22 protein-coding genes are annotated in these 25,239 nt (G+C 73.6%); 12 read left to right on the top strand and 10 right to left on the bottom strand.

Annotated features, from left to right (window positions below; all coding sequences use genetic code 11):
• The first annotated feature begins 13 nt into the window (after positions 1 to 13).
• The 6 genes from J5X75_RS11430 to J5X75_RS11455 are packed head-to-tail and all read left to right on the top strand — an operon-like array spanning position 14 to position 9,069.
• Entirely contained in the window at positions 14 to 5,128 is a 5,115-nt protein-coding gene (locus J5X75_RS11430) for an SCO7613 C-terminal domain-containing membrane protein (protein ID WP_208467322.1), read from the top strand.
• Between the two features lie 33 nt (positions 5,129 to 5,161).
• Positions 5,162 to 5,707, top strand: coding sequence for an RNA polymerase sigma factor (locus J5X75_RS11435; protein ID WP_208467323.1), 546 nt, complete (start codon positions 5,162 to 5,164; stop codon positions 5,705 to 5,707).
• Complete coding sequence (locus tag J5X75_RS11440; protein ID WP_208467324.1) at positions 5,704 to 6,492, top strand: zf-HC2 domain-containing protein; 789 nt, start codon at positions 5,704 to 5,706, stop codon at positions 6,490 to 6,492. Before J5X75_RS11435 ends, J5X75_RS11440 begins: the two co-directional genes overlap by 4 nt.
• Positions 6,489 to 7,232: an ABC transporter ATP-binding protein gene (locus J5X75_RS11445; RefSeq protein ID WP_208467325.1), complete on the top strand. Its 744-nt coding sequence runs from the start codon at positions 6,489 to 6,491 to the stop codon at positions 7,230 to 7,232. Before J5X75_RS11440 ends, J5X75_RS11445 begins: the two co-directional genes overlap by 4 nt.
• Positions 7,229 to 8,470 carry a hypothetical protein gene (locus J5X75_RS11450; protein WP_208467326.1) on the top strand — a complete coding sequence of 414 codons (1,242 nt, stop codon included), beginning with the start codon at positions 7,229 to 7,231 and terminating at the stop codon, positions 8,468 to 8,470. The genes J5X75_RS11445 and J5X75_RS11450 overlap by 4 nt, the downstream gene beginning before the upstream one ends.
• Positions 8,467 to 9,069 carry a hypothetical protein gene (locus tag J5X75_RS11455; protein ID WP_208467327.1) on the top strand — a complete coding sequence of 201 codons (603 nt, stop codon included), beginning with the start codon at positions 8,467 to 8,469 and terminating at the stop codon, positions 9,067 to 9,069. Before J5X75_RS11450 ends, J5X75_RS11455 begins: the two co-directional genes overlap by 4 nt.
• Here J5X75_RS11455 and purE read toward each other — a convergent pair.
• The 6 genes from purE to mca all read right to left on the bottom strand — a co-directional run bounded on the left by purE (position 9,066) and on the right by mca (position 16,929).
• Positions 9,066 to 9,563: a 5-(carboxyamino)imidazole ribonucleotide mutase gene (gene purE / locus J5X75_RS11460; protein WP_208467328.1), complete on the bottom strand. Its 498-nt coding sequence runs from the start codon at positions 9,561 to 9,563 to the stop codon at positions 9,066 to 9,068. The genes J5X75_RS11455 and purE overlap by 4 nt on opposite strands.
• The gene (locus J5X75_RS11465; RefSeq protein ID WP_208467329.1) at positions 9,564 to 10,706 is read right to left on the bottom strand and encodes a 5-(carboxyamino)imidazole ribonucleotide synthase; all 1,143 of its coding nucleotides are present in this window, start codon (positions 10,704 to 10,706) and stop codon (positions 9,564 to 9,566) included.
• A 194-nt stretch (positions 10,707 to 10,900) separates the two neighbouring features.
• A complete protein-coding gene (locus J5X75_RS11470; RefSeq protein WP_208467330.1) occupies positions 10,901 to 12,907 on the bottom strand; it encodes a thioredoxin domain-containing protein in 2,007 nt (668 codons plus the stop codon).
• Between the two features lie 12 nt (positions 12,908 to 12,919).
• Positions 12,920 to 15,448, bottom strand: coding sequence for a putative bifunctional diguanylate cyclase/phosphodiesterase (locus J5X75_RS11475; RefSeq protein ID WP_208467331.1), 2,529 nt, complete (start codon positions 15,446 to 15,448; stop codon positions 12,920 to 12,922).
• 232 nt (positions 15,449 to 15,680) lie between these two features.
• A complete protein-coding gene (locus J5X75_RS11480; RefSeq protein WP_238487732.1) occupies positions 15,681 to 15,971 on the bottom strand; it encodes a hypothetical protein in 291 nt (96 codons plus the stop codon).
• A gap of 76 nt (positions 15,972 to 16,047) precedes the next feature.
• Positions 16,048 to 16,929 (bottom strand): mycothiol conjugate amidase Mca, encoded by an 882-nt coding sequence (mca, locus tag J5X75_RS11485; RefSeq protein ID WP_208467333.1) that lies wholly within the window; start codon positions 16,927 to 16,929, stop codon positions 16,048 to 16,050.
• A gap of 114 nt (positions 16,930 to 17,043) precedes the next feature.
• On the opposite strand from mca, the gene J5X75_RS11490 reads away from it, so the two are divergent.
• Complete coding sequence (locus J5X75_RS11490) at positions 17,044 to 17,463, top strand: DUF4307 domain-containing protein (protein WP_208467334.1); 420 nt, start codon at positions 17,044 to 17,046, stop codon at positions 17,461 to 17,463.
• Between the two features lie 139 nt (positions 17,464 to 17,602).
• On the top strand, positions 17,603 to 18,097 hold the full coding sequence (gene greA, locus J5X75_RS11495; protein WP_183222988.1) for a transcription elongation factor GreA: 495 nt from the start codon (positions 17,603 to 17,605) through the stop codon (positions 18,095 to 18,097).
• Between the two features lie 49 nt (positions 18,098 to 18,146).
• Here the strand turns inward: greA and ilvA are convergent, their stop codons facing one another.
• From ilvA to J5X75_RS11510, 3 genes are read right to left on the bottom strand one after another with little or no spacing between them, the layout of a single operon-like run.
• Positions 18,147 to 19,391 (bottom strand): threonine ammonia-lyase, encoded by a 1,245-nt coding sequence (gene ilvA / locus J5X75_RS11500; protein ID WP_208467335.1) that lies wholly within the window; start codon positions 19,389 to 19,391, stop codon positions 18,147 to 18,149.
• 4 nt (positions 19,392 to 19,395) lie between these two features.
• On the bottom strand, positions 19,396 to 20,754 hold the full coding sequence (locus tag J5X75_RS11505) for an amidase (RefSeq protein ID WP_208467336.1): 1,359 nt from the start codon (positions 20,752 to 20,754) through the stop codon (positions 19,396 to 19,398).
• A 26-nt stretch (positions 20,755 to 20,780) separates the two neighbouring features.
• Positions 20,781 to 21,932 carry a cystathionine gamma-synthase gene (locus J5X75_RS11510; RefSeq protein WP_208467337.1) on the bottom strand — a complete coding sequence of 384 codons (1,152 nt, stop codon included), beginning with the start codon at positions 21,930 to 21,932 and terminating at the stop codon, positions 20,781 to 20,783.
• A 24-nt stretch (positions 21,933 to 21,956) separates the two neighbouring features.
• Here J5X75_RS11510 and J5X75_RS11515 point away from each other — a divergent pair, with 24 nt between their 5' ends.
• The 3 genes from J5X75_RS11515 to J5X75_RS11525 all read left to right on the top strand — a co-directional run bounded on the left by J5X75_RS11515 (position 21,957) and on the right by J5X75_RS11525 (position 23,532).
• Positions 21,957 to 22,403 carry an HIT family protein gene (locus J5X75_RS11515; protein ID WP_208467338.1) on the top strand — a complete coding sequence of 149 codons (447 nt, stop codon included), beginning with the start codon at positions 21,957 to 21,959 and terminating at the stop codon, positions 22,401 to 22,403.
• Positions 22,404 to 22,405: 2 nt separating this feature from the next.
• Positions 22,406 to 23,059, top strand: a complete 654-nt coding sequence (gene msrA, locus J5X75_RS11520; RefSeq protein ID WP_208467339.1) for a peptide-methionine (S)-S-oxide reductase MsrA — start codon at positions 22,406 to 22,408, stop codon at positions 23,057 to 23,059.
• Between the two features lie 143 nt (positions 23,060 to 23,202).
• Positions 23,203 to 23,532, top strand: a complete 330-nt coding sequence (locus tag J5X75_RS11525) for a hypothetical protein (RefSeq protein WP_208467340.1) — start codon at positions 23,203 to 23,205, stop codon at positions 23,530 to 23,532.
• On the opposite strand, the gene J5X75_RS11530 is transcribed toward J5X75_RS11525, so the two are convergent.
• Positions 23,529 to 23,711, bottom strand: a complete 183-nt coding sequence (locus J5X75_RS11530) for a hypothetical protein (protein ID WP_208467341.1) — start codon at positions 23,709 to 23,711, stop codon at positions 23,529 to 23,531. The genes J5X75_RS11525 and J5X75_RS11530 overlap by 4 nt on opposite strands.
• Before the next feature lie 90 nt (positions 23,712 to 23,801).
• Here J5X75_RS11530 and J5X75_RS11535 point away from each other — a divergent pair, with 90 nt between their 5' ends.
• Positions 23,802 to 25,223: a CYTH and CHAD domain-containing protein gene (locus J5X75_RS11535; RefSeq protein WP_208467342.1), complete on the top strand. Its 1,422-nt coding sequence runs from the start codon at positions 23,802 to 23,804 to the stop codon at positions 25,221 to 25,223.
• Positions 25,224 to 25,239: the final 16 nt, after the last annotated feature.

Here is a 25,239-nt window from a genome sequence, read left to right on the forward strand (position 1 = left end):
GCGAGGGGGTCCTGTGGCGCAGGCAGACGAGCCCGACTACGTAGACGAACTGGCTCGTATCGACGCGTCGATAGCGGATCTGAAGATCCGGGACATGCAGGCCGCCGCCGAACGCACCAAGATCGCCAGCAAGATCCAGGCCGCCCAGTTCCAGCGGGACATCCTGTCGCACGCCCAGAAGCAGAAGGGCGCCAAGAGCCGCCGCTCGACCCGGCGCCGCCCGCCCGAGGACTTTCCGCCGCCCCCGCCGCCCGGCGCCCCGCACGCCGCCGAGGAGCCGCCGCCCCGGCCGCGCCGTCGGCAGCCTCCGCCGCCGGACTGGGCCGAGCCGGGCACCGCGCACACCGGCCCGCCCGGTGCCGCCTCCGACGGGGTGACCGTGCTGGTCGACGATCCGCCGCCGACCGAGCGGGTGGCCCCGCCGCCGGGCTCGCGGCGGCCGCCGCTGGCCACCATGGAGCATCCGCCGGAGGCCTCCACCCAGTCGGTGCAGAACATCCTGCTCGTCCTCGGCGCCCTGCTGCTGGGGGTGGCGGCCGTGGTGTTCGCCGGGGTCGCGGTCTCCAACGCGTTCGCCCGGGCGCTGATCCTGGCCCTGGCCACCGGGATCGCCCTGTCCGCGGCGCCCGGCGTGGCCAAGCGGGGACTGACCTCGACCGGCGAGACGATCGCGGCGATCGGCCTGATCCTGCTGCCGATGACGCTGTACGCGCTGCACGACACCCCGCTGACCGGCGGCGACGTGCCGACCGCGCTGTACCTCGGGATCACCTTCGCGATCACCGCGGTGGCCGGGTTCCTCTACGCCGGGGTCACCCGGCTGACCGCTCCCCGGTACGCGACGGTCATCGCCACTCAACCGGTGGCGCCGCTTCTCGCGTACCCGTTGATCCAGAGCCCGGCCGGCTGGGGCCTCGCGCTGACCGCCGTGGCCGCGCTCGACCTGCTTCTTCTCACCCGGGTGATCCGCACCGGGCGGCTGGTGCCGCGCTGGCCGGTGGGCCGGCCGGTGCCCGCCGACCGCGTGTCGCTCGCGGAGGCGGACGCCGACGCCGGGCGGTTCACGCGGCGTGAGGACGAGCCCGATCCGGCGGACCCGTCGGCGTACTCGGCGGACGCCCCGCCGCGCCCGGAGTCCCAGCCGGAGGAACCGGATCTCATCATCAGCGGGCTGAACCGTCCCCGGCGCCGCTGGTCACCGAGCCGGATCTTCCCCGGCCCGCGACCGGCGGGCGCGCCGCCGGCCGGTTCGGTGCCGCTGGCCCCGCCGGCCGTCCCGCCGTCGGCGGACTGGCTCCGGGAACTCACCTTCGCCCTGCTCTGCCTCGCGTCCGCGGGCGCGCTGCTCTACTCCTCGGTGGCGCTGCTCCAGGCCGGTGTGGTCGGTGACGCGCTGCGGTCCGGCCTGATCCTGGTGGCCGCGGCCGGCACCGCGGTGGCCGCGGCCCGGCTGCTGCGGCACCCGCTGGCGCTGAACGTGGCGGGTGGCGTCCTGACGCTCGCGGTGATCGGCGCGATCGCCCGGATCGCCGGGGTGGCCTCCCCACCGTGGAGCGTGGTGGCCGCCGCCGGGACCGTCGCCCTCACCGGCGCCGTGATCGGGATGCTGCCCGAACCGGTGCGCCGCGGCCCGCAGTACGCGTCGACCGCCGCCCTCTCCCTGATCGGCCTGATCGTCGGGGTGGACGCGATCCGGGCGGCGATCGCCCCGGTCGCCGCGGCCCGGCCGGTCTGGGACGCCGACACCGCGGCGTACGCCCAGAGGCTGGCCGAAGCGGTCGGCCCGTCCGGCTGGCTGCTGGCGTTCAGCGCGCTGCTGATGACGATCGCCGCCGCCCTGGCCCTGCCGTCGAGCATCCGCCACGAGGGTGCGGTCGCCGGGATCGCGCTGACCGCCCTGTCCGTACCAGCCTCGCTGGGTCTGCCCTGGTCGGAGGCCCCCTGGCCGCTGGTGCTGGCGGCGATCGGCCTGGGCGCGGCCGGCCTGTGGGCGAGCACCTCCCGGATCGCGTACGCGCACGTCGCCGCGGCCGGGGTGGTCGGGCTGTTCGGGGCGTGCGCGGCGCTGAGCGCCTCCTGGCTGACCGCGGCCGTGCTGACCGCGCTGGCCGGCGCCGGGGTGATGGTCACCATCGCGGCCCGGCAGATCCCGGTCCGGCTGTTCGCCTGGGTGGTCGGCGACTGGGCGTCGGGCGCCGCGGCGCTGGCCGTTCCGGGCGCCGCGGTGACCGCCGCGCTGGCCGTCGCCGACCCGGGTGGCGGTCCGCCGCCGAACGCCGGGTCGACCGTTCCCGCGCTGGCCGCCGGGTTCCTCGCGGTGGCCGGCACGCTCAGCTACGCGGCCGTCTTCCAGGTGGCCCGCCGCGAGATCAGCCTGCCGCTGACCGTCGGCACCGGACTCGGCGCGGTGACGCTGGCGCTGGCGGCGCTGTTCGCCCCGGGCGCCACGGCACCCGACGTCTGGGTCGGCGCGCTGCTGCTCGGCGCGGCCGGGCTGCTGTTCTTCGCCAAGTCGATCGACAACCGCGGGCGTACCGACCGGCTGCTGGACGGCCCGGACATCGCCGCGGCGGCCGCCACCGTGGCGATCTGCGGCGCGCTCGCCCGGGTGGCCGCGCTCGGCTTCCCGGCCGCGCCGCTGGCCGTCGCCGGTGTGGTGGTGCTGCTCGTCGGGATGGGCGTCACCGTCCTGCCGGACGACTGGCGGCCCGGCCCGGCCCGCGGCCTGGGTATCGCCGCGCTGGTGGTCGGGGCGATCGCCGGCTGGCAGGCGCTGGTCGGCGGGCTCAAGGTGCTGTCGCTGCCGGGCGGGCTGTGGGAGGCCCAGCTGGACGCCTATCCGGCGACCGCTCCGGCGGGCGCCTGGCAGGCCCCGTTCGCCCTGGTGATGGTCGCGATCACGGCCGGCATCGCGATGCCCCGGCCGTGGTCGTCCTACGCGTCCGGGCTCGCCGCCGCGCTCGCCGCCATCGGCACCCCCTACGCGCTCGGCTTCCCCTGGTGGTCGCCGCTGATCATCGGTACCGCGGTGGCGGTCGGCTACGCGCTGGCCGCCGTCGCCGCCCTCGACCCGCACGCCGCCCGCGCCCGGGCCGGGGTCGCCGCCGTGGCGCTGCTGCACGCCGTCGCGGTGGGTCTGGCCCGCCCCTGGTCGACCGCGCTGGCGCTGCTCGCGGTGGTGCTGCTCGGCACGCTGGTGGCGGCGATGGCCCGGATCCCGGCGCGGCTGCCCGCGTCGGCGTTCGAGGACACCGCCGAGTTCGAGAGCGCCGATCCGGACCGTCCCCCGGTCCGGGTGCTGCCCCGGCACCGGGCGCAGATCGGCGGGGCGGCGACCGCCTCGGCGCTGCTGGCGCTGCCCGGCTTCCTGGCCGCCGTCGCCGCCGACCAGGGTCACGACCTCCAGGTGGTGCTGACCGCCGCGCTGGCCGGTTCCACGCTGGGTCTCGCGGTGCTGGCCGCGGCCGGCCGGTACCTGCCGCAGTACCTTCCCTGGGCGACGATCGGCGTGGTCCTGGGCGCCTCGGTCACCGCGGTCGCCTGCATCCCCACCGACTACCCGACCGCCCTGTACGCCGCGGCCGCCGCCCTGGTCGGGGTGCTGGCCGAGATGCTGCGCGGTTCGGTCCCGCCGCCGCCGGCCGACCCGGTGCCGCGGGTGGCCCCGTTCAACAACCCGGCGGTCGGCCGGTATTCACGGATCCGCCGGCCCGGCTGGGGTGAGCGCTGGCTCGCCGACCCGGCCACCGGCGCCGTCATGCTCGCCCTGCTGCCCACCGTGCTGGCACTGTTCTCGCTGGCCCCGGCCCTGCGGGCGGCCCTCGTCGACCCGTTGAAGCAGCTCGGCGCGATCTGGCAGGGCCCGGTCCCGGCGCTCGCCGACCCGGCCGTCGGCAACGTGGACGCCACCAGCGCCCTGGCCGCCGTGCTGCTCACCGGCGCGGCCGCGCTGGCCGCGATCGGGTTCGGCGGCAAGGCGTCCGAGGCGGTGCCGGTGATCCTGCCGGGGCTCGCGCTGACCCTGCTGATCACCCCGATCGCCCTGCACGCCGGCTATCCGGCGGCCACCGGGGCGGCCCTCGTGGTGTTCACCATCTCGATGCTGGGGCTGGCGCTCACCCCGCCGCCGCTCGCGACCCGGGCGCCGGTGCTGCGGACCACCCGGACAGCGGTGTTCGTGATCGGTCTGCTGGCCGGTGGCGCCGGGCTGGCCGGGAGCCTGGCCGAGGTGCCGCTGACGCTGTTCACGCTGGGCAGCGCGGTCGGTGTCGGGCTGGTCGCGGCGATCAACGGGCGTACCCAGATGGCCCGGCTGCTGGGCTGGCTGTTCGCCGCCCTGATGGGTCAGATGTTCGTGCTCGGCGTGTCGATCGCGGCCGGGCTGGAGCGGCAGTGGGCGGCGTTCGGCGTCCTGGCCGTGGGCGCGGTGCTGCTCACCCTGGAGGCGGCGCTGCCACGGCTGGGGCTGCCGCAGTACCGGGCCGAGGCGGTCACGATCGAGTGGAGCGGCTACACGTCGGCGGCGATCGCCGGGGCGCTGGCGTTCGACTCCCCCACCCACCTGGCGGCGCTGCTCGCGGCCTGGGGTGCGGTGCTGGGCCTGGCGGCGTCCCGGCCGGACCGCAGCCCGAGCCAGCGGCGCACGCTGTTCTGGGTGGCGGTCGGGTTCGAGATCGCCGGCTGGTGGCTGTTCATCTCGCTGGCGTCGGTGGGGCTGCCGGAGGCGTACACGCTGCCGTTCGCGGCGCTGGCCCTCGCCGTCGGTGTGGTCGAGGCCCATCACCGGCCGGATCTGAGCAGCTGGGCGGCGTACGGTCCGGCCCTGCTCGCGGCGTTCGTGCCGACCATCGGGATCGTGCTGACCGGTGACGGCGGCGACCTGCGGGCGGTGCTGCTGCTGCTCGGTGCGGTGCTCACGCTGATCGTCGGGTCGCGGACCCGGCAGCAGGCGCCGGTCGTGGTCGGCACCGCGGCCACGGTGATCGCCGCGCTGGCGTTCGCGTTCACCGTCGGTGGTCCGTGGCTGATGCTGGTGCCGGTCGGCGTGGTGCTGCTGTTCCTGGGCGCGTCGAGCGAGAACCGTCGCCGCACCCAGGAGTTCCGTGAGGTCCTCGCCAAAATGCGGTGAACCGGATCGTGAAACGCTGCGTCCTTACTCTGCATGGAGGACGACCTCTGCGGGGAGGACGACGCGGCGCTACGCCGGATCGCGGCCGGTGACCGGGCCGCGTTCCAGGCGTTCTACCGTGCGCACGCGCCCTGGCTGGCGGCCCGCCTGCGCCGCCGCTGCCCCGACCCGGAGTTGGCCGCCGAGCTGCTCCAGGAGACGTTCCTGGCGGTGTGGCGGGTGGCGGCCGGCTATCGGGGCGGAGCCGAGGCGGCCGGCTGGCTCTGGTCGATCGCGCTCAGCCGGCTGATCGACTCCCAGCGGCGGGCCGCGGTCCGGCCGCGTACCGTCGCCGCGCTCGCCGACGAGGAGCACGGCCGCCACCCGTCGGCCGAGGACGAGGCGCTCACCCGGGTCTGGGACGCCGCGGTGATCGACGCGCTGCGACGGCTCTCCCCCGAGTTGCGTGCGGTGTTGCGGGCGACGGTCCTGGACGGGTTGAGCGTCCGGGAGGCGGCCGTCCTGCTCGGCGTACCCGAGGGAACGGTGAAGACCCGCGCCATGCGGGCCCGGCGGCAGCTGCGGGAGGCACTCTCATGACCGATTTCCACGTCGCCGACGCCGATCTGCTGGCCTGGGCCGAGAACCGGCTGACCGAGCCGGCCGCCTGGTCGGTGGAGGCGCACCTGGACGACTGCGCGGCCTGCCGGTTCCGGGTGCCGGCCACGCCGGCGCTCCCACCCGCACCGATGGACCTGCCGCCGCGGGGACGGGTCCGCCGGCCCACCCGGGCACGCCGGATCCGGCTGCTCATCGGGGCCGGGCCGCAGGCGCGGGTCGCCTGGTTCTCGGCGGTGGCCGTGACGGTGCTGCTCACCCTCACCGTGGCGGCCCAGCCGGGCGACCGGGTGCCGCACTGGCTGCTGCTCCTGGTGGCGCCGCTGCTGCCGGTGCTGGGTACAGCGGCGTCCTACGGGCCGCGGTCGGATCCGATGGCCGAGATGGTGGCGTCGACGGCGTACGGCGGCCTGCGCATCGTGCTGTGGCGGACCCTGTCGGTGCTCGCGGTTTCGCTGCCGGTGGCGGCGGCCGGCGGGGTCGTCTCGGCCCTGGGTTCGCCGGCGGTCTGGCTGCTGCCGTGCTGTGCCCTGACCGCGCTGACCCTGGCGCTGGCCACGTTCACCGGCCCGGCGCTCGCCGCCTGGGTCGTCAGCGGTGGCTGGTTCGCGCTGGTCACCGCCGCGCACGGTCTCCCGGAGGACACCGCGCCGCTGGTGGACCCGCCGGCCACCCCGGTGTGGCTGGCCGTTCTCGCGGCGGCGGCCCTGATCATCACGCTTCGCCGGAACCACACCGGCGGGAACACGAGGAGGGCGTACCGGTGACGGTGGCTGTCGAGGAGCTGACGGTCCGGTACGGCCGCCGGGTCGTGCTGAACGGGCTGGACCTGGCCCTGGACACCGGCGTGCACGGTCTGCTCGGCCCGAACGGGGCGGGCAAGACGACGCTGATGCGGGTGCTGGCCACGGTGGCGCCGCCGAACGGCGGCGGGGTGCGGTTGCTGGGTTCGGCGATCACCGGCGAGAAGGAGTTGCGGGCGGTCCGCCGGCAGCTCGGCTACCTGCCGCAGACGTTCGGGTTCTACCCGCGGTTCACGGTGCGCGAGTTCGTCGAGTACTTCGCCTGGCTCAAGGAGATGCCGGCCGCCCGGATCCCGGTGGCGGTGGATCGGGCGCTGGAGCGGGTGGGACTGCTGGACCGGGCCGACGACCGGATGAAGACACTCTCCGGCGGCATGCAGCGCCGGGCCGGGATCGCCCAGGCGATCGTGAACGATCCGCGGCTGCTGCTGCTCGACGAGCCGACCGCGGGGCTGGACCCGGAGCAGCGGGTGGCGTTCCGGTCCCTGCTGCGGGAGCTCGGGGTGGACGCGTGTGTGCTGGTCAGCACGCATCTGGTGGAGGACGTCGCGGTGGCGTGCGAACGGGTCAGCCTGGTCGACGGGGGCAGGCTGGTCTTCTCCGGCACGCCGGCGCAGCTGGCCGCGGCCGGCGGCGACGGCGATGCCGGTGACTCCGCCATCGAGCGTGGCTACACGGCCGTGCTGCGGGCGGCCCGCGCATGATCGGGCGGATCCTGCGGATCGAACTGCGCCACGGCTCCGCGGCGCTGGCCGCGCTGGCCACGGCCGTCGGCCTGACCTGGGTGCTGGTGGCGAACCCGGCACAGTGGGTCGGCCAGTGGGGCGGCCTGGCCGTCTACCTGCGGATGTGCCTCCTGGTGCTGTGCCCGCTGTTCCTGGCGGCCGGCGCGTGGCAGGCCGGCCGGGACCGTCGCGCCCGGACGGTGGAGCTGCTCGGGACCGTTCCGCGCCCGGCGTGGCATCCGATGCTCACCGGCTGGGCGGCGGTGACGCTGGGCGGCCTGTGCGGCCTGGCGTTGCCGCTGCTGGTGGCCGCGGCCATGACCGCGCGGCTCGCCACCTATGCCGGTCCGGGCTGGTGGGGGCCGCTGCCGACGGTCCCGATCGGGCTGGCCGCGGCGTCGGCTCTCGGCGTCCTGATCGGCCGGCGGTTCCCGGGGCGGTTCACCGCGCCGGTCGCCGGGCTGGCGCTCTACGTCGGGCTCGCGCTGCCCGCCTACTTCCCGGACAGCCGGTGGGCGGTCCTGTCCCCGGCGACCGACGAGTTCCGGTCGTACGTGCTCTGGCCGGCGTCCTTCCACACCTGGCAGGCGGCCTGGCTCGGGTTGCTCGCCGCGGTGTTCCTGCTGCTGGCGACCCGCCGCTGGTGGGCGGCGGTCGTCCCGGCCGCGCTCGCCGGGACGCTGCTCGTGGCCCTTCCGCCGGACGAGCCGGCCGAGGATCCCGGCGCGCTCGCGCTGGTGTGCACCGAGCGGGCCCCGCGGGTCTGCGTCACCCGGATCAACGAGTTCCTGCTGCCCGACGTCGACGCGGTGCTGCGGCCCGGCCTGGAACGGCTGGCCGGCATTCCGGGGACACCGGTCGAGGCCGTCGAGGAGAACGCCCGCCGGCCGGGCGGGCACCGCCCCGGCACCGCCTGGTTCTCCCTCCTCGATCAGGCCACACTCACCGGTGGGGTGGCTCGCCGGGACTGGCTGGAGACGACGTTCCGGAGCAGCCTGGGCGACGACGGCTGCCCGCCGCCGCCGGATTCGACCGGTGACCCGGTCGAGGACGCCTCATGGCGGACCGAGCTGGCGGCCTTCCTCTGGATGGAGGGTGACCCGCCGCCCGAGCTGACGGCCCTGCCCGGGCAGCGGCAACGGGAGTGGATCGGGCGGGTGTTCGCCGCGAGCCGCGCCTGCGACCGCGCCGAACTGGCCCGGCTGGCGCTGTCGTGACCGCCCGCGCGTTACGGCTGCACCTGCGGGCCCGCGGTGTCCCCCGGTTCGGCGCCGGGCTGATCCTGGTCACCGTGTTCGCCGGGGTGGCCGCGCAGTGGCTGGCCACCCGGCCGTTCTTCGACGGACCGGGCGCCCGGGTGCCGGTCGTGGCGCTCGCGCCGCTGCTGGCCGCGCTGCTGCTGGCCGGCACCCTGGCCGGCGCCGACGAGTCGCTGGAGCGCGTCACCCCGGTCCGCTGGCGGCTGGTCCGGGCCGCCCATGTGGGTGCCGCGACCGTGCTGGTGGCGCTGCTGCTGGCGGCGACCGGTCTGCACGATCCGGCGGTCTACGGCTCGTACGCCCTGGTGCGCAACACCCTGGGCTGCACCGGCCTGGTCGCCGGGGCGGCGGTGCTGATCGGCGCCCGCCTGGCGTGGCTGCCCGCGTTCGCCTACGTCGTCACCGTCTACGGCGCGTCCCCGGCCCGCGACGGCGGCTGGGAGAACCTGTGGGCGTGGCCGTTGCAGCCGTCGACGGCCGGGTGGTCGTGGGCGCCGGCGCTGGCCGCCTGCGCGGCCGGCGCCGTCCTCTACGTCCGTTGGGGAGCGCGCGGCTAGCCCATCAGCTTCTCGCGCAGCGCCGCGTCCTTCTCGGCGACCATCTCCTCCAGGCCCTTCTGGAACGTCGCCATCCGCTGCCGCAGCACCGGATCGGACGCCCCGAGGATCCGGACCGCGAGCAGGCCGGCGTTGCGCGCCCCACCGATCGACACGGTCGCCACCGGCACACCGGCCGGCATCTGCACGATCGACAGCAGCGAGTCCATCCCGTCCAGGTGCTTGAGCGGCACCGGGACGCCGATCACCGGCAGCGGGGTGAGCGAGGCCACCATGCCCGGCAGGTGCGCGGCCCCGCCGGCCCCGGCGATGATCGCCTGGATGCCCCGGCTGGCCGCGGACTCGGCGTAGTCGACCATCTTGCGCACGGTCCGGTGCGCGGAGACCACGCCGACCTCGAACGGCACCTCGAACTCGGCGAGAGCGACGGCGGCCGCCTCCATGGTGGGCCAGTCCGAGTCGCTGCCCATGATGATGCCGACACGCGGGGCCATCTACACGCCTTCCTGGAGCCACTTGGCGGCGCGCGCGGCCCGCGCCCGCACCTCGGTCAGATCGTCGCCGAGCACGGTCACGTGGCCGATCTTGCGGCCGGGCCGGACCTGCTTGCCGTAGAGGTGCACCCGCGCGTCCGGAACCTCGGCGAACAGGTGGTGCAGCCGCTCGTCGATGGAGATGCCGCCGGGCTCACCACCCAGCACGTTCGCCATCACGACGACCGGGGCGGCCAGCGCCGTGGAGCCCATCGGGTAGTCCAGCACGGCCCGCAGGTGCTGCTCGAACTGTGAGGTCCGGGCGCCCTCGATGGTCCAGTGGCCGGAGTTGTGCGGGCGCATGGCCAGCTCGTTGACCACGATGCCGGCGTCGGTCTCGAACAGCTCGACGGCCAGCAGGCCCACCACACCCAGCTCGTTGGCCAGGTCGATGGCGAGCTGCTGAGCCTCCAGGGCACACTCGTCGGACAGGCCGGGCGCCGGCGCGATCACCTCGACACAGATCCCGTCCCGCTGCACGGTCTCCACCACCGGGTACGCCGCCACCTGCCCGAACGGCGACCGCGCCACGAGGGCGGCGAGCTCCCGCTTGAGGGCCACCTTCTCCTCGACGATCAGCGGGATACCGGTGGACACCAGGTCGGCGGCCGCCTCCGGGGAGCCGACCATCCAGACGCCGCGTCCGTCGTACCCCCCTCGGGTCGCCTTGGCCACCACCGGCCAGGAGCCGCCCGCGAAGGTCTCCACGTCGGAGGCGGTGGCGATCCGCGCCCAGCGCGGCACCGGCGCGCCCAGCTCGGCGAGGCGCTCCCGCATGAGCCCCTTGTCCTGGGCGAAGACCAGCGCCTTCGAGCCCGGGAAGATCTTCACGCCTTCCGACTCGAGCGCCTCGATGTGCTCGGTCGGCACATGCTCGTGGTCGAAGGTGACGGCGTCGCACCCCTTGGCGAACTCGCGCAGCGCCGCGAGATCGGTGTGCGTGCCGATCGGCACGTCGGCCGCGACGAGCGCGGCACTGTCATCGGGCTTCTCACTGAGCACGCGCAGTGACTGGCCGAGGGAAATGGCGGCCTGGTGGGTCATCCGGGCCAGCTGCCCGCCTCCCACCATGCCGACTACAGGCAGACCGGTTCGGGTATCCATCGCTCAGCCAGCCTAGCGACGCCCCAGATCAACCCCAAAATCAACCCCATTCCCCGGTACGGCGACAGCGCACCGCTTTCACTCTGCCGCGCTCCAGGAATCGCCGGGCATCGCCGTTAGCTGACCCCCGAAGGCGATTACGAGGTCAGCGCGAAGGTTCCGCTGGCATGGCTCCTCCGGACCTCACCCTCGGATCACCTTTCCGTCGAGGGCTGAAACAACCGGGTCGCCAGGTCGGCCGGTTCGGTGAGAGGCCGGTCGCAGACGAATCCCCGGCACACATAGGCGGTGGCGTGGCCGTCGAGCAACGGGCGGTCGGCCAGCAGCGGCACGCCGGGCCGGTCCGGTTCACCCACGACGACGACCGAACCGCCCGGGGCGTGCCGGAAAGCGGTCTCGGCCAGCGGGTCCGCCGGGTCGGTGGTGGCCACGGCGATCTCGTACGGCCCGGCGAGCGCCGCCTCGGCGACGGTGGCCGCATAGCCGGCGAAGCGCGGGTGCCCCTCGATCAGCGGCCCCAGGGTGGCCAGCGCCGCGTCGGCGGCCTCCCGGTAGGACGTCTCGGCGGTCAGCGCGGCGTAGGCGATCAGGGCCGCGCAGACCGACGACGCGCCGGACGGGGTGGCGTTGTCGGTCGGGTCGGCGGGGCGGGTGAGCAGCTTCTCGGCGTCGTCGGCGGTGTCGTAGAAGCCGCCCTGCCCGGTGCCGAAGTGGTTCAGGGCCACGTCGAGCAGCTGTTTCGCGAGCCCGAGCCAGCGCGGGTCGGCGGTGATCTGGTGGACGGTCAGGAACGCCTCGGCCACGCAGCCGTAGTCCTCCAGCACCCCGGCCGGTTCACCGGCCACGCCGTCCCGGGAGACCCGGCGCAGGCGGCCGTCGACCAGGTGCCGGACGGCCAGCACCCCGGCCAGGTCGATCGCCGCCGCACGGGAGGCCGCCGAGCCGGTGAGAACACCGTGCTCGGCGAGGGCGGTGACGGCCAGACCGTTCCAGGAGGCGACCACCTTGTCGTCGCGGGCCGGCTGCGGGCGGGCGGCCCGGGCGGTGAGCAGGCGCCGCCGGACGTCCTGCCAGCGGGCGATCAGTGTGGGGTCGGCCTCGTCGATGTCGCGGGCCAGGATCAGCACGCTCCTGCCGTGCTCGAACGTGCCGGCGGGGGTGACCCGGAACAGGTCGGCGGCCCAGCGGCCGTCCTCCTCGCCGAGCGCCCCGACCAACTCGGCGGGCGTCCACGCGTACGTCGAACCCTCCACCCCGGCGGCGTCGGCGTCCAGGGCGGAGGCCAGACCGCCGGGCCCGGTGCCGAGGTCACGCAGCAGGAAGGCGGCGGTCTCGTCGGCGACCCGGCGGGCGATCACGTCCCCGGTGAGCCGCCACAACTGGGTGTACACCCGGAGCAGCAGCGCGTTGTCGTACAGCATCTTCTCGAAATGCGGCACCGTCCACGTGGCGTCCACCGAGTACCGCGCGAAGCCACCGGCCAGCTGGTCGTAGAGGCCACCGCGGGCCATCTGCTCACACGTGTGGCGGACCGTCTCGAGCGCCTCCGCCGACCCGGTGCGCTCGTGGTGGCGGAGCAGGAAGAGCAGGTTCATGTGCGGCGGGAACTTGGGGGCGCCGCCGAATCCCCCGTACGTCTGATCGTGGTCCTTGAAGAGGCCGACCACCGCGGCGCCGAGCAGCTCCGCGGAGATCGGCGCCGTCGGGCCACCGACCAGCTGGGCCCCGCCGACGGCCTGGACCACCGCGGCGCCCTGGGTGAGCACCTCCTCGCGCTGCTCCCGCCAGGCGGTGGCGACCGAGCCGAGCAGGTGGGCGAAGCTCTGCTTCGGAAAGTAGGTGCCGCAGAAGAACGGATCGCCGTCGGGCGTGGCGAAGACCGTCATCGGCCAGCCGCCCTGGCCGGTCATCGCCTGCGTGGCGGTCATGTAGACGGCGTCGACGTCGGGCCGCTCCTCACGGTCCACCTTGATCGCCACGAACCCGTCGTTGAGCAGCGCGGCGATCGACTCGTCCTCGAAGGACTCGTGCGCCATCACGTGACACCAGTGGCAGGCCGCGTAGCCGACCGAGATCAGCACCGGCACGTCCCGCCGGCGCGCCTCGGCGAACGCCTCCGGGGACCAGGGCCACCAGTCGACCGGGTTGTCCCGGTGCTGGAGCAGGTAGGGGGACGTGGCGTCGGCGAGACGGTTGGCCATGCCCCCAGCCTCTCACGCGGTCGAGGCGTCGTCCGCGCGCAACGGGGTCACATTGCCACCGGAGGCCGACCGGGCCAGCTGCGACAACGCCTGAACGATCTTGTCGGCGGGCATCGGCTTGCAGAAGTGGTAGCCCTGCGCGGACGGGCAGCCGAGCGCGATGAGGGCGGCCCGCTGCTCGATCGTCTCGATGCCCTCGGCGACCACCCGCACGCCCAGCCGGGCGCCGAGCTCGACCGCGCCGCGGACCACGGCCCCGGCCGCCGCCGAGTCGATCATCTCGTCCACGAACGACCGGTCGATCTTGATCTCGTCGACCGGCATCCGGGTGACCGACGCCAGCGAGGAGAAGCCGGTGCCGAAGTCGTCGAGCGACACCTGGACGCCGGAGGACCGCAACCGGGCCAGCACCTCGTCGACGATCTCCTGCTCGCTGACCGCCACCGACTCGGTGATCTCCAGGACCAGCCGCGACGCGGGCGTACGGTGCCGGCGCAGCGCCTCGGTCACCTGGGCCGGGAAGGTCGGGTCGGTGAGGCTGCGGGCCGAGACGTTCACCGAGACCGGTACGTCGATGCCGTTCGCCGTCCAGTCTCCGGCCGCGGCCAGGGCCAGGTCGAGCACCCGCCGGGTGAACGGGATGAGCAGCTCGCTGCGTTCCACGGCGGGCAGGAACTCGGCCGGCGAGAGGTAGCCGCGCCGCGGGTGCCGCCAGCGGACCAGTGCCTCGACCCCGGTCGGCTCCGAGGTGACCAGGTCCACGGCGGGTTGCAGGTGCAGCATGATCTGGTCGTCGGCGGCGAACGCGTCCTGGAGGTCGGCGAGCAGTGCCAGCCGGTCGGTGCTGCTGGCGTCCTGCGCGCTGTCGTACGTCCCGACCGTGACGCCCAGCTCCTTGGCCCGCGCGGTCGCCAGCGACGCCCGGCGCAGCAGCTCGCCCACCTCGCACTGGCCGGCCCGTTCCACCGCCACGCCGACGGTCACCTCGATCGACAGCCGGACTCCGGCCACCTCCATCGGCACCCGGAGCTGTTCGACCAGCTCCCGGGCCCGGCGCAGGGCGGTCGGCAGCGGGCTGGGCTCGCCGTGTGCCGGGGCGGCCGAGTCGGCCAGCGTCGCGACCGGCGCCAGCAGGGCGAACTCGTCGTCCCCGGTGCGCCCGATGAGTTCGGTGTCCCGGATCAGGCCGCTGAGCCGGTCCGCGATCAGGCGCAGCACCTCGTCGCCGCCACCGTGCCCGAGCGTGCTGTTCACCTCGCCGAACCCGACCACGTCGAGCAGCAGCAGCGCGACCGGACGGTCCCGGTCGAGCGCGCGCACCAGCGGGTCGCCCTCGTCGCCGAGCGAGGCCCGGTTGATCAGGCCGGTGAGCGGGTCGTGCACCCGGTCGTGGGCGGCACGCGCCTCCACCTCGACGATCCGCTGGTGGGCGGCCGCGTCGTGCAGGGCCCCGGCCAGCGCCTCCCCGTACGCCGCGATCGCCGCCTCGTCACGGGGCACCGGCAGCCCGGGTTCGGCGAGCCAGACGGTGAGCTCGCCGACCGGACGGCCGGACAACGCCATGGTGCGGGTGATCGCCGGGCCGGAGCGGCCGCCGGTCGCGTCCAGCAGCCCGGGGAGGTCCTGGGCGTACCGCCGGCAGCCGTGCCCGGTGCGGACCTCCAGCTCGGCCCGTCGGGCGCCGAAGACGTCGAGGGCGCCGAGCAGCCCGGCCCGGGCCACCTCGGCCTCGCTGGTGCCGGGCAGCCGGGCGGTGGCCGCCGCGAAGGCCTCCCACATCCGGCGTTCCTCGGCGGCGCGCAGGTGGAACCGGTAGGTGCGGTGCAGCAGCCACAGCACCGGCCCGAAGGCGAGCAGCCAGAGCGGCTCCCGGATCAGGGCGTAGACCGCGCACAGGCCGACGATCAGGTTCCCCACGGTCATCGGCAGTTTGGCGTAGAGGACCCGGGTGGCGATCTGCCCGGGGTGCGCGTCCCGGTGCAGCATCAGGGTGAGCACCACCAGGCCGAACGTGATGAGCAGGTAGGTGCCGGCGCCGGCCATCAGGGCGAGCGGTAGCCGGGCGCTGTGCACCGGCACGTCGCCGGCCAGCATCGAGGTGACCAGGGCGGCCCCGGCCACGCCGAGGGTCATCGAGGCGATCAGGTGCACGATCTCGGTGACGTTGCGCAGGCCGGTGAACCAGGCGAGCACCAGCCACGCGGCGCCGGTGCCGGCCAGGGTGGCGGCGGGCAGCCAGCCGGCCGGGGCCAGCACGAAGCCGACCACCACGGCGGCCTCCGCCCAGCTGACCGACACGGCGTCCGGGCCGAGCCGGAACCGCAGTCCGGCGAGCTGGGCGATGGCGGCGAGCACCGCGGCCACGCAGACGCCGTAGACCGGGGCGAGCGGGCGGCCGTCGGCCGGTCGCACGGGCTGGAACGCGCCGAGGACGACGGCCGCGGCGGCGGCGATCACGACGACGGCGGTGAGGATCCGCACCGGGCGGGGGCGGCCGGTCAGGCCGACGGCGGCGAGCCGGGACCGCGGTGGGGGCTTCATGGCGACGCCCGCCGGCGCACGGCCGGATGCACGTGCAGCGCGGTTACCGAGAGTCGGCGCCGAACCGTGGTCATGTCGGCGCCCCCTTCCGCGCAGGGTCCGAGGGCCGTGCGGCCCCCGGGCGGAAGGCTAAATCAATCGCGATGAACGCAACAGGGCTTGACGTCGCCGGAAGGGCCACACTCGGCGCGGGACGGCCGGAACCACGCGGGCCGGCCGGCGGGCCGCTCGGTCAGGAGCGCTCCGGCCCGTCGCCGGGCGCGGTTCCACTTTGCTCCTCCGGCACGCCCGCCACCTCGGCTTCTGCTGGTCCGGCGGGCGTCGCCGATCGACCGGCCTCGACATCGGCGGCCGCCGCGGCGCCGGAACTCCCGGCGCCGGCGTCGTCACGGGCGATCTGCGCCACACGATCCCGCTCACCGGCGACCGGGAAACTGTCGGGAAGCCGACGAATGCGCTTGTTCATGTTGCGGATCAGCGCCACGGTGGCTATGCACATCAAAACGATGAGGAACAGCCCCATCGGGCCGGCCAGACCGCCCGATCGGGTGTCACCGAAGTTGTTGACCGCGAGAACGTCCACCCCGCCAGCCTACTGCTCAGTGGGCGCCGACCTTCTCCCGGATGCCCGCGAACAGGTCGGACTCCGGAATCGGGCTGTCGACGACCGAGCGGGCGAGCTCGAAGTCCTCGGTGGGCCACACCTTCTGCTGCATCTCGAGCGGGATGTGGAACCAGAACCCGTCCGGGTCGACCTGGGTGGCGTGGGCGCGCAGCGCGTCGTCGCGAACGCCGAAATACTCTCCGCACTCGACCCGGGTGGTGATCTTGTCGCCCCGGTCCTGCCGGTCCGACCATTTCTCCAGCCACTCCGTGTACGGCGACTCGAGCCCGGCCGCGAGCATGCCCTCGTGCAGCGCGAGCATCCGCGCGCGGGTCCAGCCGGAGTTGTAGTACAGCTTCGAGGGCTGCCACGGCTCGCCGAGTTCCGGGTACTTCTCCGGGTCGCCGGCCGCGTCGAAGGCCACCACCGAGATCTTGTGGCACATGATGTGGTCCGGGTGCGGGTAGCCGCCGTTCTCGTCGTACGTCGTCATGACGTGCGGCCGGAACTCGCGGATCAGCTTGATCAGCGGTTTCGCCGCCTCCTCCGGGTCCTGGAGGCCGAAGCAGCCCTCCGGCAGCGGCGGCAGCGGGTCGCCCTCGGGCAGGCCGGAGTCGACGAAGCCCAGCCAGGCCTGCTCGACGCCGAGGATCTCGCGCGCCTTGTCCATCTCGGCGCGGCGGATGTCGGCGATGTCGGCGAGCACCTCGGGCCGGTCCATCTTGGGGTTGAGGACGCTGCCCCGCTCCCCACCGGTACAGGTCGCGACCAGCACCTGGACACCCTCGGCGACATATTTCGCCATGGTGGCGGCACCCTTGCTCGACTCGTCGTCGGGGTGCGCGTGCACGGTCATCAGACGCAATTGCTCGGCCACGGTGTTGAAATCCTCTCGACCAGACCTGCCGCGGGCAGACCGGGATCGGCTGCGAAGATGGACTCTGCCATTCTGGCCGATCCCACCGACAACGAACGCACGAGAGGTCGACAGGTGAGCGAGACGCACGCCACAGCGCCGGTCTTCCCGCCCGGCCGGTACGGCCGTCGCCGTGAGGGCGGCCGCCGCCGGTGGCCGTTCGCGCTGGCCGTGGCGGTGTTCGCGCTGCTCCTGGGCGGCCTCACGTTCGCCTACTACGACAAGTACGGGCAGACCGACTACACCCCGGAGATCGTCGGCTGGAGCATCCCGTCGGACACCCGGATGGTGATCGAGTTCCGGGTGCGGGTGCCCGAGGGCGGCCGGGCGTACTGCATGTTGCGGGCCCGCGACTACGACGGCTTCGAGGTGGGCCGCCAGCCGGTGACCGTTCCGGCGCCGTCCGGCGGCGGCTCGGTCACGCTCCGCGAGCCGGTGCCCACCACGGCCCGGGCGGCGGTCGGTGACGTGATGGGCTGCCGCGCGGCCGGCTAGACGCCGAAACTTTCGACTTCCGGCCGGAGTGAGCACCGCTGGTAAGCTTGGTGATTCGCTGCGTTCCGGATCCGAGCAGTGACCCCTAGCAGTGACCCCCGAGCCGTGACATTGCCCAGTTCCAGCAAGGAGATCGACCGTGTCCAGTTCCGAGACGCCGAAGACCTGGCTCTCCCAGGACGCTCACGACCGGCTGCAGGCCGAGCTCGACGAGTTGATCGCCAACCGGCCGGCGATAGCTGCGGAGATCAACGCCCGGCGCGAGGAAGGCGACCTGCGGGAGAACGGCGGCTACCACGCCGCGCGCGAGGAGCAGAGCCGTCAGGAGGGCCGGATCCTGTACTTGAAGGAGTTCCTGCGCAACTCCGAGATCGGTGAGGTCCAGAAGAGCGACACGGTCACCCCCGGCTCGGTCGTGACGATCTACTTCGACGACGACCAGACCGACACCGAGACGTTCCTGCTCGGTTCGCGGGAGATCTCGTCCACCACCGCGCACACCGTCTACAGCCCCGAGTCGGCGCTGGGCCAGGCGATCCTCGGCGCCCGCCCCGGCCAGACGGTGACCTACACGGCCCCCAGCGGCGCCGACATCAAGGTCACCGTGGTCGAGTTCGGCCCGTTCGAGGGCTGATCCTCTCGAAACGGCCCGTGGCGCGTTCGCCGCGGGCCGTTTCGCGTTCTCAGGGCGTGGTGTCGGCCAGCAGCGCCACCCGGTAACCGGCGTCGCGCAGCGCCTTGATCAGCGCCGACGAGTGCGCCGGCCCCCGCGTCTCCACCGACAGCGCCACCTCGACCTCGCCGAAGCTGAGCCGCGGGCTCTGCCGCGAATGGTTCACGTCGACCACGTTGGCCCGCTGCTCGGCGATCTCGCGCAGCAGCCGGGCCAGCTGCCCGGGCCGGTCGGTGCAGCGCACCGCGAGCCGCAGGAACCGGCCCGCCGAGGCCAGCCCGTGCTCGATCACCCGCATCAGCAGCATCGGGTCGATGTTGCCGCCGGACAGGATCGCCACGACCGGGCCGTCGAGGGGGACGTACGCCCCGGTCAGCAGCGCCGCGACGGCCGCCGCCCCGGCCGGCTCGACCACCGTCTTGTGCCGTTCCAGCAGCACCAGCAGGGCCGCCGACAGGTCCTCGTCCTGCACCGTGACGATCTCGTCGACCAGCTTCGCGACATGCGCGAAGGGCAGATCACCGGGCCGCCGGACGGCGATGCCGTCGGCGATGGTGGCGCACGCGTCCAGCTTCCGGGGCGCTCCGGCTTCGAGCGAGACGGGGTACGCCGCCGCGCCGGCCGCCTGCACCCCGACCACCCTGATGTCCGGCCGCAGCGCCTTGGCCGCGACCGCCACTCCGGAGATCAGCCCGCCGCCGCCGACCGCCGTCACGATCGTGGTCGCCTCCGGCTGCTGCTCCAGAATCTCCAGCGCCACGGTGCCCTGACCGGCGATGACGTCCGCGTGGTCGAACGGGTGGATCAGGACCGCCCCGGTGGTGGCCGCGAAGTCGTGTGCCGCCTCCAGCGCGTCGTCGACACTGGTCCCGGCGTACTCGACGGCGGCGCCGTACCCCTTGGTGGCGCTGACCTTGGGCAGCGGCGCGCCCTCCGGCATGAAGACGGTGGCCCGGGTGCCGAGCAGGCCCGCCGCGAGCGCCACCCCCTGGGCGTGGTTGCCGGCACTGGCGGCGACCACGCCGCGGGCCCGGTCGGCCGGCGACAGGCGGGAGATCCGGGTGTACGCCCCCCGCACCTTGTACGACCCGGCCCGCTGCTGGTTCTCGCACTTGAGCCAGACCGGCACCCCGGTGATCTCGCCGAGCGGCCGGGACGGGATCAGCGGCGTCTTCTTGACGACCGGGGCGAGCAGGTCACGTGCGGCCTCGACGTCGGCGAGGGTGAGCAGGTCCATGGGCACCCATCGTGCCATCAGCTCACACCAGGGCGTGACGCTGCCAGGGGTTGAGCACCTCGAACTGGCCGGCCACCGCGAGCATCAGCAGCTCCGAGTCGGGCGGGCCGACCAGCTGCACGGCCAGCGGCAGACCGTCCGGCCGGAACCCGACCGGGACCACGATCGCGGGCAGGCCGGCGAAGTTCCACGGGGCGGCGTACGGCGCGTACGACGCGTTGGCCCACATGTTCTTGCGCCAGGCCGAGGCGGAGTACCGCACGGCGGGCGGTGGCGCGGTCGCCAGCGCCGGGGTGAGCAGCAGGTCGATCGAGCGGTCGGCGAAGAACTGGATGGACCGCTCCCGCCAGGCGTCGCGCTGCCGTTGCCGGACCAGCCCGGCCCTGGTGACCGCCTTACCGAGCTGGATGTGCCGCCGGGTGCGCGGCTGGAGCCGCTCCAGCGGGAGGCCTTCGGAGTTCTTGTACGCCCCGGCGAACCAGGTGGCGAGCACCCCGAGCGCCACCCCGGTCGGGTAGGTGGGGTCCGCGGTCACCGTGTCGTGCCCGGCGTCGACGAGCAGCTTCGACGCCTTCGTGACGGCCGAGACGTTCGGCTCGTCGGGTTTCACGCCGGCCGCCGGCGAGCGCAGTGAGACCCCGATCCGCAGCTTCGACGGCTCCACCAGCTTGCCCGGCACCTGCCCGGCGAGGACCGCGAAGCCGAGCGCGGCGTCGGCCACCGTGGTGGCCAGCATCCCGTTCTCCACCAGGCCGAACCAGTCCTTGTCACCGAAGTCGACCGGGACCGCGCCGCGGCCCGGCTTCAGCCCGACCAGGCCGCAGCAGGCCGCCGGGATCCGGATCGAGCCGAGACCGTCGTTGCCCTGCGCGAGCGGCACCAGCCCGGCCGCCACCGCCGCCGCCGACCCGCCGGACGAGCCGCCCGGGGTCCGCTCCAGGTCCCAGGGGTTGCGGGTGGGCCCGTCCTCGTCGTCGGTGACCGCCCAGAGGCCCATCTCCGGCATCCGGGTCACCCCGACCACGACGGCGCCGGCCCCGCGCAACCGGCGGACCACCTCGTGGTCCTCCTCGGCGACCTCGGGGGTACGCGCGGCGGCCGAGCCGTGCCAGGTGGGCAGCCCGGCGACCGGGGTGTTCTCCTTGACCGCGACCGGCACCCCGGCGAGCGGCAGGTTGGCCAGGTCCTCCTGGTCGTCGACCTTCTCCGCCTCGGTGATCGCCTCACCGCCGCGGACCACCCGGAACGCGCCGAGCGCCGGATCGGAGATGGCGATCTGTTCCAGATGGTCCGCCACGACCTGGGTGGCGCTCGCGTCGCCGCGGCGCACCGCGCGAGCGATCTGTTTAGCGGTTGCTCCCACCCAGGTCGTCGAGTCCATCGCGCAGAATCTCCAGCGTCGGTCAGTTATCCGAGAGCCTGCTCCAGGTCGGCGAGCAGATCGTCAACGGTTTCGATGCCGACAGACAGTCTCACGAGATCGGCGGGAACCTCAAGCGCTGAGCCCGCAGCCGACAGATGTGTCATCTGGCCCGGGTGCTCGATCAGCGACTCCACACCGCCCAGCGACTCGGCGAGCACGAAGAGCTTCGCCCGGTTGCAGACGGCCACCGCCTGCTCCGGGCCCCCGGCGGTACGGAACGAGACCATGCCGCCGAACCGGCTCATCTGCTTGGCCGCGACCTCGTGACCCCGGTGCGTCTCCAGGCCCGGGTAGAGGACCTCGGCCACGGCCCGGTGCTCGCTCAGGTAGGCGGCGATCCGCTCGGCGTTGTCACAGTGCCGGTCCATCCGTACGCCGAGGGTCTTGATCCCGCGCAGGGTGAGCCACGCGTCGAAGGGCCCGTTCACCGCGCCCATCGCGTTCTGGTGGAAGGCCAGCTCCTCGCCGAGCCCGGCGTCCGCGGTGACCAGGGCCCCGCCGACCACGTCCGAGTGGCCGCCCAGGTACTTGGTGGTCGAGTGGATCACCACGTCGGCGCCGAACGCGAGCGGCTGCTGGAGGTACGGCGACGCGAACGTGTTGTCCACCGCGAGCAGCGCGTCGTACTCGTGGGCGAGACCGGCCAGCAGCGCGATGTCGTTCACGTTGAGCAACGGGTTGGTCGGCGTCTCGGACCAGATCAGCCGGGTGTGCCCGGGGCGGAAGGCGGCCCGCACCGCGTCGATGTCGTCCAGCGGCACCGCCGTCCAGTCCAGGCCCCACCGCTCGGCCACCTTGCTGAACAGCCGGAACGTGCCGCCGTACGCGTCGTTCGGGATGACCACGTGGTCCCCGGGGCGGCACACCGTACGCAGCAGGGTGTCCTCGGCCGCGAGGCCGCTGGCGAAGGCCAGCCCGCGCCGCCCGTTCTCGATCGCCGCGAGGCACTCCTGCAGCGAGTCCCGGGTCGGGTTGCCGGACCGGCTGTACTCGTAACCCAGACGGGGAGCACCGACCGCGTCCTGGGCATAGGTGCTCGTCTGATAGATGGGTGGCACCACCGCGCCGGTCCGCGGGTCCGGCTCCTGGCCGGCGTGGATGGCGAGGGTGTCGAACCCATAGCTCTCAACGGTCATGTTGCGCAAGGCTAGTCTCACCTGATGGCAGACTGTGTGTTCTGCGGCATCGTGGCGGGGTCGGTCCCCGCGTTCCTGGTGGCCTCCGACCCGGCCGGGCTGGCGTTCCTCGACGTCCGCCCGGTGTTCAAGGGCCACGTCCTGGTGATCCCCCGCCCCCACGTCGTCACCCTTCCCGATCTGCCACCCGAGGATCTGCCGGACTATTTCGGGTTCGTACGCCGGATCGCCGCGGCCGTCCCCGCCGCGCTCGGCGCGCAGGGCACCTTCGTGGCGATGAACAACGTCGTCTCCCAGTCGGTGCCGCACCTGCACACGCACGTCGTACCCCGTACCAGAGGCGATGGTTTGAAGGGCTTCTTCTGGCCGCGCCGGAAATACGCCGACGACGACGAGGCGACCGGGATCGCCGCCGCCGTCGGTAAGGAATACACCCGCCTCAGCGTTGCAGAGACCGGACGAAGGGAGTGACCGTGTTCCTGCGGTACAAGAAGCTCGACCTGCCCACCGCCGAGACCGTCCTGCCCGGCCGCGACACCGAGATGCCGGTCGCGGAGAGGCACACCGTGCTGGGCACCCCGTTGAAGGGCCCGTGGCCCGAGGGGCTGGAGGTCGCGGTCTTCGGGATGGGCTGTTTCTGGGGCGCGGAGCGGATCTTCTGGCGGCTGCCCGGCGTGTACTCCACGTCGGTCGGCTACGCGGGTGGCTTCACCGCCAACCCGACGTACGAGGAGACCTGCTTCGGGACGACCGGGCACACCGAGGTGGTCCAGGTGGTCCACGACCCCGCCAAGATCAGCTATGCCGACCTGCTGAAGGCCTTCTGGGAGAACCACGACCCGACCCAGGGCATGCGCCAGGGCAACGACGTGGGCACCCAGTACCGGTCCGCGATCTACACGACCACGGACGCCCAGGCCGAGACGGCGGCGGCCGCGCGGGACGCCTTCCAGCCGGTGGTCACGGCCGCCGGCCACGGGACGATCACCACCGAGATCAAGCCGCTGACCGCGTACTACTACGCCGAGGACTACCACCAGCAGTACCTCGACAAGAACCCGGGCGGCTACTGCAACCACGGCCCGAACGGCATGACCTGCCCGATCGGCGTCGCCCGTACCGCCTGACGGCGACGGCCGGGCCGGTTCGCGCCGGTCCGGCCGCCGATGGTCAAGACGGGAACGTGGAATTCACGCGCGCGATCGAAAAAAATCGACATGTCCGGACATCCCGCTCACACTCGAAATCGAGTAACACGGGAGGTAAGGCCATGACGACGAGGTACCACAACGACGACGAACGGGCCAGCTGGGATCTCGCCGAGTTCCTCCTGCACCAGGCGCGGGAAATGATGCGCGAGGCCGAGGACGCCCTGGAGACCTGGAAGACCGGCAAGGAGATGAACCGCCTGCGCTGCGCGCGCCGCGGTATCAGCACCACCGACGCCGAGATCCGCTGGTCCGCCACGGCCAACGCGAAGAACGCGCTGACGGCGAACGGCTTCTACACCGGCCTGGCCACGATGTACTACAACGCGGCGACAGCGAACTACGCCCGTGCCATCTACCTGCACGCGCGCGACGACGCCCGGCTGCTCTAACTCTCCGGGGTCTCGTCGGCGGCCGCGTCCTGGGTGGCGGCCGGCGGGCGGGGCGGGTCGGCCTGGGCCGCTGACGCGGGCACCGCGAGAGCCAGGCCGAGAACCGCGCCGGCGCCGATGAGGCGCAGACCGGCGAGTGAGACGGTGAGTGGGACCGGACGGTGTTCGGGCTTCTCCATACAGCACTCCTTACGAGCCGGGTCACCACGGTGCCAGGCGAACCTGAGACACCGCTGTGCACGAGCCGCCGCGGCAGGCACCATGGACGAGTGGAGATCGCCACCGAGACCGAGCGCAAGTACGACGTCCCCGAGACCTTCGAACTTCCTGATCTGGTCGGCGCCGGAGATATCGCCGGAGTCGACGGCGCCGAGATCCACGATCTCGATGCCACCTACTTCGACACCGAAGATCTGATCTTGATGAGAAATCGCCGGACTCTCCGGCGGCGCTCCGGTGGCAACGACGCCGGGTGGCATCTCAAGACCCCCGGGGACGGCGCCGGCCGGACCGAGCACCGGCTGCCCGGCGACTCCGACGAGGTGCCGGCCGAGCTGGTCGGCGTGGTCCGGTCGATCGTCCGGCGGCGGCCGCTCGGCCCGGTGGCCCGGCTGCGCACCCACCGGGTGGAGACGCCGTTGCGGGATTCCGGCGGCCGCACTCTCGCGCTGATCGCACAGGATCAGGTGCGCGCCGAGTCGGACGGGACCGAACAGGCCTGGCAGGAGATCGAGGTCGAGCTGGTCGCCGGCGACCCGGCGGTGCTCGACGCGGTCGAGGGGGTGCTGTTCGCCGCCGGCGCGCGCCCGGCCGAGGGGCCCTCCAAGGTGGCACGCGCGCTGGCCGGCCGGCTCGCCGCGCACCAGCCGGCCACGACGACCAAGGCCGAGGTCGGCCCCGTTTCGGCGTACGCCCGTGAGCAGCGCGACGCCATCATCGGTTACGACCCGGCGGCCCGTCGTGGCGAGCCCCGGGCCGTGCACCAGATGCGGGTGGCCACCCGGCGGCTGCGCAGCACGCTGAAGACGTACAAGAGGTCGATCCCGGACACCGGCATCCGCGACGAGTTGCGCTGGCTGGCCGGGGTGCTGGGCGCGGTCCGCGACCCCCAGGTGCTGGAGGAGAAGCTGCTCGCCCTGGTCCAGGAGGCGGGGCCGGAGTTCGCCCCGGCCGCCGACCGGGTGCGCACCCATCTGGAGGACCAGATCGAGACCGGCCGCGCCGAGCTGGCCGGGGCTCTGGAGTCGGACCGCTACCTGGACCTGCTCGACCGGATCGACGAACTGGTCGACGGCGACCCGTTCCGCACCCCCGACCCGGTGAACCGCGCCCGGAAGGTGCTGGCCAAGGCGGACAAGCGACTGGACGCGGCGCTGGCCAGCGGGGTGGAGGAGGAGATCCACGAGTCCCGCAAGGGCTTCAAACAGGCCCGGTACGCCGTGGAGCTGCTCGTCCCGGAGCACGGTAAGGACGCGAAACGCCTGGTGAAGCGGCTCACCGCGCTCCAGGACGGCCTAGGGTCGTACCAGGATTCCAACGTCGCCCGGTCGGTGCTGCGCGAGCTGGGCGGGGACAGTTTCCACTTCGGCGTGCTGTACGGGCGTCAGGAGCAGGTCGGCCGGGAGGCGCTGGCCGAGGTGCCCGGTCTGGCGAAGGCGGCGCGCCGGCGCAGAGTTCGGCGACTGTTCTGATCTAGGACGTTGCGCT

It is taken from the genome of Actinoplanes flavus (genome assembly GCF_017592555.1).
GTDB classification, from domain to species: domain Bacteria; phylum Actinomycetota; class Actinomycetes; order Mycobacteriales; family Micromonosporaceae; genus Actinoplanes; species Actinoplanes flavus.